General features: G+C 45.3%; 6 protein-coding genes. 3 read left to right on the plus strand and 3 right to left on the minus strand.

Annotated elements, in window-relative coordinates; genetic code table 11:
• The first annotated feature begins 178 nt into the window (after nt 1-178).
• Both QUF07_RS12340 and QUF07_RS12345 read left to right on the plus strand, forming a co-directional pair.
• The gene (locus QUF07_RS12340; RefSeq protein WP_289427648.1) at nt 179-1,129 is read left to right on the plus strand and encodes a DMT family transporter; all 951 of its coding nucleotides are present in this window, start codon (nt 179-181) and stop codon (nt 1,127-1,129) included.
• 184 nt (nt 1,130-1,313) lie between these two features.
• Nucleotides 1,314-2,459 carry an ArgE/DapE family deacylase gene (locus QUF07_RS12345; RefSeq protein ID WP_289427649.1) on the plus strand — a complete coding sequence of 382 codons (1,146 nt, stop codon included), beginning with the start codon at nt 1,314-1,316 and terminating at the stop codon, nt 2,457-2,459.
• Nucleotides 2,460-2,606: 147 nt separating this feature from the next.
• Here the strand turns inward: QUF07_RS12345 and QUF07_RS12350 are convergent, their stop codons facing one another.
• Nucleotides 2,607-3,911, minus strand: coding sequence for an ABC transporter permease (locus tag QUF07_RS12350; RefSeq protein WP_289427650.1), 1,305 nt, complete (start codon nt 3,909-3,911; stop codon nt 2,607-2,609).
• A gap of 144 nt (nt 3,912-4,055) precedes the next feature.
• Between QUF07_RS12350 and QUF07_RS12355 the strand changes: the two genes are divergently transcribed.
• Nucleotides 4,056-4,709 (plus strand): TetR/AcrR family transcriptional regulator, encoded by a 654-nt coding sequence (locus QUF07_RS12355; protein WP_289427652.1) that lies wholly within the window; start codon nt 4,056-4,058, stop codon nt 4,707-4,709.
• Between the two features lie 53 nt (nt 4,710-4,762).
• Here the strand turns inward: QUF07_RS12355 and QUF07_RS12360 are convergent, their stop codons facing one another.
• Nucleotides 4,763-5,935 (minus strand): MFS transporter, encoded by a 1,173-nt coding sequence (locus tag QUF07_RS12360; protein ID WP_289427654.1) that lies wholly within the window; start codon nt 5,933-5,935, stop codon nt 4,763-4,765.
• Between the two features lie 32 nt (nt 5,936-5,967).
• Nucleotides 5,968-8,349: a glycoside hydrolase family 3 C-terminal domain-containing protein gene (locus QUF07_RS12365; RefSeq protein WP_289427656.1), complete on the minus strand. Its 2,382-nt coding sequence runs from the start codon at nt 8,347-8,349 to the stop codon at nt 5,968-5,970.
• Nucleotides 8,350-9,119 lie beyond the last annotated feature (770 nt).

Genomic DNA, 9,119 nt, shown 5'->3' on the forward strand with positions numbered 1-9,119 from the left:
TATTCTAACGAGAAACAAAAAATCTGTCATCAGTAATAGATAAAATCTATTACCAACAACAGATATTGTAGAACCCTAATTTTCAGTGTTGTCGAAAATTAGCTGCTTTTAGAAACTCGGTGTGTTCATTTATTATGATCATGTTCAATTGACATACACGATTGCGAGGGTGGTCCCAGTGCTGATATTTATGTTAATTTCATTAATCGCCGGGTTCTTGTTAGCTAATCAGAGCCCGGTGAATGCCGATTTAAGTCGGTTGGTTAGATCGCCACTGATTGCCGGGACGATCTCCTTTATTGTTGGGACGCTCTACTTAGCTCTCCTAGCTTTGAGTACGAGTGGCCGGCTTTTTCCAAGCATCGCCTTTATTCAAGCTCAGCCACTGTGGGTTTGGCTTGGGGGATTATTAGGTGCCATCTATTTGACCTCCAACATTTTATTGTTTTCCAAAATTGGCGCCATTCAAACAACGATTTTGCCGATCGTTGGCCAAATTGTCATGGGATCGGTGATCGATTTGTTTGGGTGGTTTGGTGCAGAAGAAGTTGCAATGACTTCGTTACGATTTACCGGCATTATTATTTTGGTTATCGGGGTAACGGTTGCGGTCGTCCTACCAAGCTTGAGAAACCGGGACGTGAGGCAATTCGATTCAGTCGTTGCCAAACAGAATCATCCCGCTGTGGTGATTGGCTGGCAAGTCTGGGGAATTATCGTTGGCGTTCTGGCCGCAATGCAGCAGGCAATCAACGGCCATTTAGGCACGCAACTGCACTCAACAACTCAGGCGGCGTTCATCTCGTTTTTTATTGGGACAATTCTGATAGCCATTGTAGCTGGGCTGGTTGACAAACGGATTCCAACGGTCAGCGAACTCAAAGCCATGAAACCCTGGAATTGGCTTGGCGGCCTCCTGGGTGGCACATTTCTACTGGTAACGGTGATCGCGGTTCCCCGAATTGGCACTGGCTTGACGATCATGATGGGATTGATCGGGCAAATCATCGGCTCAATTCTGATTCAGCAGTTTGGCTGGTGGCGGTCGCCGAAGCAACAGATGGTGCCAGCCCAAGCGTTGGGCATGGTACTAATGATTGTCGGGGTTGGTTTGATTAAGATGGCTTAAGGTAAGGATGAGGGGGAGTGAAAATAGCCCTCAGGTTGCTTGAAACGATGACGTTTTTAACGCTAACCAATGCCTTTTAGGCTTGTTATTTGAATTGACCAATCTAAAATAGAAATTGTACCAGGTACTATTTAGTTAGCCCTACTTATTGACAACTTAAAGGACTAACTCAAGGAGGAATTCAATGGCAGTCATTTCAGAAGAACAGCGGCTTCAAATCTTTCAAGATTTAGTTGCCATTAAATCAGTCAATACAGACGAAGAAAAGGTTAGCGAATACTTAAAAGATCTGCTTGCTCAACATGGCATTCAGGCGACAATCATGCCAATCAGTGATCGGCGGACAGACTTGAAAGCAGAGATTGGCAGTGGCAATCCGGTGCTTGGCATTTCAGGGCATATGGATGTCGTTTCCGCCGGGGATGAGTCTCAGTGGACCAGCGATCCGTTCACTTTGGTGGAGCGGGATGGTCAATTATTTGGTCGCGGTGCCTCAGATATGAAATCTGGCTTAGCGGCTATGGTGATCGCAATGATTGAGATTCACGATCAAGGCCTTCTGAAAAAAGGGACGCTTCGCTTAATGGCTACAATGGGTGAAGAAGTTGGTGAAGTCGGCTCGAGAACGTTCGCGGATGATGGCTCGATGAAGGATGTTGATGCTTTGATTATCGGCGAGCCATCGGGGTACCGATTAGCATATGCCCATAAGGGATCGATGGATATTCGACTGACCTCCAAAGGGAAGGCTGCCCATAGTTCAATGCCAGAAAATGGCTATAATGCGATTGATCCGTTAATTGACCTGTTGCACGATGCCAATCATGAATTCCGGACGACTGATAAGAAGAGTCAACTTTTGGGCCGATTGAGCTTTAATACCACAATTTTCCAAGGTGGTAATCAGGTAAATTCGATTCCAGAGCAGGCGGTTGCCGACATTAATGTTCGAACCATCCCTGAATTTGATAATGACGTGGTGGAAGCGTTACTGGACAAACTAGTTGAAAAACAAAATCAAGCGGGTGCCCAAATTTCAAAAGACACTTACATGTCTCAGCGGTCGGTTGAAACTAGTGGCGATTCTGATTTGATTCAATTAGCCCAAAAAATTGCCAAGCCATATGCCGGCAAAGATATTCCAGCCGGTGCCATTCCGGCGGTTACCGATGCTTCAAACATGCTGCGGGACAAGCCCAAAGCCTTTCCGTTTATCATTTTTGGTCCTGGCAACAACAGCGTTCATCAGGTTGATGAATCTGTCGATAAACAAATGTATTTAGATTTTATTGAAATTTACGAGAAATTGTTTACTGATTATTTAAATTAAGGGGATATATTTCCGTCTCCTTGTAATTTATTAATGGATTGCCAGTTATAAACGGACAGAAAAAGAAGGCCCCATTGTTCTCAGAAAATTTCTCTGAGAATAATGGACCCTTTTTTTGATGGTCACGACAAGTTTGTCGTGTTTGATTTAAAAGACTGCCGGAATAACGGCTGCTAAACCCCGTCGTTCCTTACTTCGATACCCAATCCAAACGGCCAGGCCGCCTAACACGAGTCCGCCGAGAATAAGCCACCAGAGGGTTTGTTCGAAGGCGCCGGTGTTGCCAAGGCCAGCCATGATATTGAAATCACTGTAAATATTCTGGTACATTGGCGTGGTTTGACTGATAAATTGATAGACGCCAGACATGGCATCACGTGGTAGGGTACCACCACCACCCAAGATTTGTAGGACAAAAAGTGGCAGCTGGAGAAGAAAGCTTGGCAAACCGCCACAAAGCAGGGCGAGACCACTGGTAAATTCAAAGACGGCAAAATCATAGAGATAACTGTGCCAGAGGAGGCCATTGAAAATACTGCCATCAAAGCAGACCAGGCTACGTAAGGCCCCAACCGTAATCAATGCAACCACAAAAGTTGTGATCAGACCAGTAATTTGCAGGCCGGCAAAGGTTCGCCATTTTCCTGCGATGAACCGGACCGACATAAAGGTCATGGTCATAATAATTGAGGCGATCATTAACCCAAGATATTGACCCATGGAGGTAAACATCGGTGCCATTTGGTGCTGCATATTTGGCTGCTTGGTGCCCATCATATTAGTAGTTGATTTGGCGGTGAGATTGAATGGGGCGGCCATCTTGGTGGCTTGAGCCATTATTTGTTTTTGAACTTTTGGCTGAACCCGTGCCTGAACTTGCCGCTGAATTTGTTTCTGGTTCACTGCTTGACCCTTTGAGGCGGCCATCGCCTTTTGCATTGCCGTCTTCATCCCGGCCTGCATGGCAGTCTTCATCATCTTGGGCGCAAGCTGTTTAGCGTACATTCCTACCAGCGCTTGGTGGGTTAACTGCGCATTCACGGTACTTTGAACCCGCGAGATTAATGACTGATTGACGTTAGTCTGCAGCATGCTGTTGGCGTTGTTGACGACAAAGTTCAATGTTGGCTGTTTGCCAGCCTGAACATCCTTGTTGAATCCGGTGGGAATTACGACCGCCAGGGATGCTTTGCGATCCTTAATTCGTTGCTTCGTTCGAGCTAAGTCAGTCGAAGTCGTAACGTGTTTAAACGGCAGATTATCTTTCAAACCAGCCGTCACTTTATTTGAAATTTGCTGGTTGTCCTGATTAACGATCACAACCGGCAAATTTTTTGCGTTGGTCGGCATCTGCTTAAATGCTGGTAATGCACAAAACACAAATGATAGTGAGATGAAGGAAGCAATTAAGAGCCCCAACCAACTAAATTTATTTGTAAACCATTTTGTCATTTTTAAGCCCCTCTCAAATTATGAATGAATGATCATTCATTGTATGAACAAACGCAAGGTTAGTCTTTTTTTACCAAAATGTCAAACAAGTTTGTGCAATATTTGAAAGTCAGCTAAACTAAAGATTGAAATGAGGTGGGGACCGTGGCAAACGGCGAGAATGATTTTCAAGAGTTGTATAAAGAGACTTTAAAGAAAATGGACGATTTAACGGATAAACAAAAACAAATTTTACAAGCGGCACTCGAGTTGTTTTCCTCACAAGGCTTTAGCGAAACTTCCAGTGCCCAGATTGCCGAGCGGGCTGGGGTTGCTGTTGGGTCAGTCTATCAGCGGTTTCAAAATAAGCAGGCGCTGTTAGTGGCCGTCTTAACGCCACTCTTGACCCAGGCCTTGCCACAAGCGGTTGATGAATTTGGGACGGCGGCTTTTCAGCATTCATTTGACGACGTTGAAAGCTTTGTTGACGCAATTGTCCCGGACCGGCTGAAATTTATTGATAAGAATTATGCAGCGCTGAAGTTGATGGCTGACCAGATTATTGTTGACGACCAGGGCGTTATTAACCAGCTCAAAGCGGCTTTTACCAACCAAATGTCAACCAACGTTGTGCCAAATATTAAGCGACTACAAAAAGCCGGCAAGATGGTTGACTTGCCGGAAGATTATATTATTCAGTTTCTGTTTACTGCGATTTTAGGCTATTTTGGTAAACGGTTGTTGAACATGCCAGTTAATGTGACGGACGAAATCAAACATATCACGGCATTTTTGACAAATGGGCTGATGAAACATTAGATTAATAAAATGGTGAAGTAGTGGTTAACAAGCCAGCCCAGGTCAAGCCCAATTTATTCTGGTTCCCTCAATAAGAAGGTGAGTCCGCCGATTACGGCTAAGATGATACTGACGGCTACCAGAATTGGGCCTGGTTGATCACTGCCGATTAAGTGGCTGAGGCCAGATAACGCATACGGGGTAATGAACACGCCGATATTGATGCCAACAATGAGGACGGATGAAGCCAGCGTTTCGTTGCCTTTGCCGGCAATTTCAGCGGATCCCGCAAACAAATAAGGGCCGACCAGAGAAGTGCTTAAACCGGCAACCGTGGTTAAGGTGTAGGTCAGCCACAGGGATTCGGAGTGGGCCAGCGCAAATAGAGCCACAGCGGCAATTAGCAGTCCAAGGGGCAGAATCAATCGATGAAGCAATTTGAATATCTGACCATAAAGGGTGCCGCCAATCATATTAGCGACTCCCAAGATGGCCAGAGCAATACTCCCATCAGCGATTTTGCCATAACCGGCGCTCAAAATTAATCCTGAAATTTTAACGATAACCGTCTGCATAATCATCATGCTAAACAGCACGAGTAACGCATAAATCATTAAGCGGCCTTTTAGTAATTGCCCTAACCCAAGCTGCGGTTGAGCAGTTGACGATTCTTCCTGGTTTTCGGCTGCGGGGCGTTGATTTGGCGTGCCCCACCAGAATAAGATAAAGACTGGAATTGCGATTAAATAATATAAATAAACCTGACGCCAGCCAAATCTAATCAGCAATGATGAAATTAAAAACATCAGAATATTTCCCAGTGAGTTAACAGATCCTTGATATCCCATCATGGTTTGCCGCTTAGCTCCTTGGTAGTACGAACTGATTAAACTATAGGCCATGGCATTGAATAGCCCAATTCCAGCTCCCAAAAGGAATCGAGAGCTCAGAATCAGCCAAAAGGAATTGGCAGCAATCGGGATTAAGCCGGCAATCAAGACGATTGAAACGCCCAAGAGGACGGTTACTTTGTTACCCAATTTTTTAGCAATTGGATTACTTAAAACAACAAAGATTAACACACTTAGGCTGGGGATTGTGGTTAAACTTTCAATTTGGCTCAGCGGAACCGTTGGAAATTTCGCTGCCATCAGTGGAATGGTGCCAGCGACCGCGTTGGCACTTGTTAAGAGAATTGAAATCGATAACAGTGCGGGTGCAAGCTGCCAATTTGATGTTTGTCTCATGAGATGGCCTCCTCAGAAGCTAATGATCGTTATCAACCAAAAATTGCTTTTAAATAATGGCGATTGGCCAAGGCAACCAGCCTATCTACTAGGCTAAGGGACAGTTTGCCGCTGGACTGCTGAGCCAGCCGAATCAATGGCGTATCCATGACAATGGTCACCATGAAGCGAGCTTCGGAGCTGTCGGGATCTGCGATGTCTTTGGTCATGTTCTTTTTTAAGATATTGGCAATGGTGCGAATAATGACAGAGTGGGCTCCAAGTTCCCGCGGCGTGTTCAACCGAGTATATTGGCCAGGCTGGGGCGGTGTTTGTGGCTGAACTTTCAAGCCACTCATTGCCGTGAAGTCTGCCAGACTGGGTTTGCCAATTGGGGTTGTGTACCAAGCGGGCATTTCCTGAGTCGTTGGCGATGATTGACCGGAAGCTTGGACTGGCTGGCTGAGCGTTTGCTGAGTAGAGCCAATTTTGACGATGACTGATTTTTTGGCCGTCGGTAATTGCCATTGTTGTTGCTGATCGTTCCATTCGCTAAATGCTTGAGCGGACAGCGTGATGGTCACAGATTTAGTTTCGCCGGCTTTCAAAAAGACCTTTTGGAAGCCTTTTAATTCCTTAAGTGGTTTTAACGTCCGTTGCGCTGGATTGCCAACGAACACTTCAACCACCTCAGCACCGTCACGGCTGCCGCTGTTGGTAAGGGTGACCTGCACATCGATTGACTGGTCGGCTTGGATTGTTGGCTGACTTAATTTTGCAGCAGTTAAGTCAAAGGTGGTGTAGCTTAAGCCGAAGCCAAATGGAAAAGCTACGGGCTGATTCGCTTTTTCATAGTAGCGGTAACCAACGTAAACACTCTCAGCGTAAGCGACTGAGCGAGGATTTTTGTCATACAGGTCAGCTGAGGGCACATCCAGATACGAAATGGGGTAGCTTTCCGCTAACTTTCCGGAAGGATTGACTTTGCCAGTTAATAGATTGGCAGCGGCGTCTCCCACAAACTGACCGCCCAAATAGAGGTTGATCAACCCCTTAACTTTGTTACGCCATGGCAGTTCAACTGGTGCGCCGGCAACTAATAAGACGATTAAATTTGAATTGATGGCAGCCAGGCGGTCAATCAAAGCATTTTGATTATCAGGGAGCTTCATGTTTTGGCGGTCGAAGCCTTCTGATTCATCACTTTCTGGTAAGCCGACAACGACCAGGACTGTTTGGGCATCTTTAGCGGCAGTTTCAGCTGCACGCGTTAACTGCGCATCGTTGGCCTTTGAAAACGCGTAACCCTGCTCATAGTCATGGGGAATGTTTGCCTTGGTCAAACCCGATAAAATTGAAGTTTGAGCCGGTGGATTGATATGAGAAGAACCAGCGCCTTGATAGCGGGTCTCGGCGGCCATTTCACCAACCACCAGAATCCTTTGTGAGGGTTGAATTGGCAAAATTTGATCCTCATTTTTTAGGAGAACGGCTGCATTCTCCTCAATTCGCTGAGCCAACTGACCATGCTGAGTTAACAAAGCTTGACGGTCATCTTTAAAGTCAGGTCGGCGTTTTTCGGCGACGCGCACAACGTTGCCTGCAGCTCGAGAAAGGGCTTCGGGCTTCAAACGACCAGTTTTCAGCGAGGTCAAAGCCTGCTGGTCAAACATGTTGTGGCTCGATGGCATTTCAAGATCACCGCCGGCATTGAGGCTGGTAACCTTATCGTTTAACGCGCCCCAATCCGTGACCACGGTTCCTGAAAAGCCCCATTGCCGGCGTAAAACATCCGTCAATAAATAGGCGTTGTCGCTGGCATAGGTACCGTTGATTTTATTATATGAGCACATGATGCCTTCAGGCTGGGCAGTTTGCACGGCAATTCGAAAGGCTTCCAAATAGAGTTCATGAAGGGCAATGGGATCAATTAATGAATCCGACAATAGTCGATCGTTCTCCTGATTATTCCCGGCGAAATGTTTCAAACACGCAGCGACGCCTTGTGACTGCAGGCCTTTGATCCAGGCAGCCCCAATTATCCCGGCCAAGTAAGGATCTTCGCTGAAATATTCAAAGTTGCGGCCGCAGAGGGGATTACGTTTGATATTAATCCCCGGTCCCAAAACCATGTCGACTTTTAAACTGCGGGCTTCCAAGCCAATCGCTTGCCCCATTTCAGAAATCAGCTGAGGATCCCAGGTACAGGCAACGGCGCTGGCAGTTGGGAAACACGTGCTGATAACACTTTCATTTATTCCCAACGCATCGCCCTCGCCAGCTTGATAACGCAGTCCATTGGGCCCATCACTCATGCGAAAGCTCGGAATTTGGTGTTTCGGGAGGGCAGCTGACCGCCAAAAATCCGCTCCGGATGTGAGCTTAATCAGATCCTCTGGGGATAGCTGCTGTAATTGATCTTCCAATGATTGCATAAAAATCCTTCCTTCGGTCATTTACTGATAATAATATTAGATTGTCTGTCAACTAAATTTGCCTTTATCCTACCATGAAGGGATCTGTTGCGCTAGTTGTTTGAATGTGTGGTGAATATGAATCAGGCGGATAGAGGCCAGTCACATTACAATTAATATGGAGAAAGCATAATTTGGATGCAAATTATAACGGAATTATCATTGGATTATCCAAAGCCTGTTATTGATATTTTATGTGCGGGCATTAATGCTGAGAATAAATTTGAAAAGGAGTTCTACATACTGAAATAGCTAATTTTATTAGCTGATCATTGGCAAATTTAGCACAATGAATGACGAGTTGTGAAACTAATACAAAATAATTCCAAACAAATGATCTACTATCACATACAACAATGCCCCAAACAAATTATTTCGAAAAATTACTGGCTTTAAACGATTCACCTTTTTCGTACATTATCTTGGATCCAAATAAGATTAGCTAAGGTAGTTTGACCGCGAAATTTAAGGCTATTTAGCAATCATTCCGGTTTGCAGAACGACTGCTGGATGGCCTTAATGGTTTTGAAAGTCAATAAGCCAACTGATAGCTTCATAAACTACTAGGCACCAGTCTGTAAAATGGTATAGGATTTTTTGAGGTTAAGCTATTTTGCTTTGAATGGGTTTGAGTTGATTTGAAATTATTCGTTTACCTGAATTATTCATAGTTCATTAAAAGCCCGTCAGTTTTCGTGTTTTTTCGAAAACTGACGGGTATGTTTTTATCT

The sequence above is a fragment of the Lentilactobacillus sp. TOM.63 genome (genome assembly GCF_030361045.1).
Taxonomy (GTDB): Bacteria; Bacillota; Bacilli; order Lactobacillales; family Lactobacillaceae; genus Lentilactobacillus; species Lentilactobacillus dabitei.

Bases quoted from the DNA above. Each gene is read 5' to 3' on its own strand.
- QUF07_RS12345 (WP_289427649.1), top strand. From the start codon at position 1,314: ATGGCAGTCATTTCAGAAGAACAGCGGCTTCAAATCTTTCAAGATTTA.
- QUF07_RS12350 (WP_289427650.1), bottom strand. From the start codon at position 3,911: ATGACAAAATGGTTTACAAATAAATTTAGTTGGTTGGGGCTCTTAATT.
- QUF07_RS12360 (WP_289427654.1), bottom strand. From the start codon at position 5,935: ATGAGACAAACATCAAATTGGCAGCTTGCACCCGCACTGTTATCGATT.
- QUF07_RS12365 (WP_289427656.1), bottom strand. From the start codon at position 8,349: ATGCAATCATTGGAAGATCAATTACAGCAGCTATCCCCAGAGGATCTG.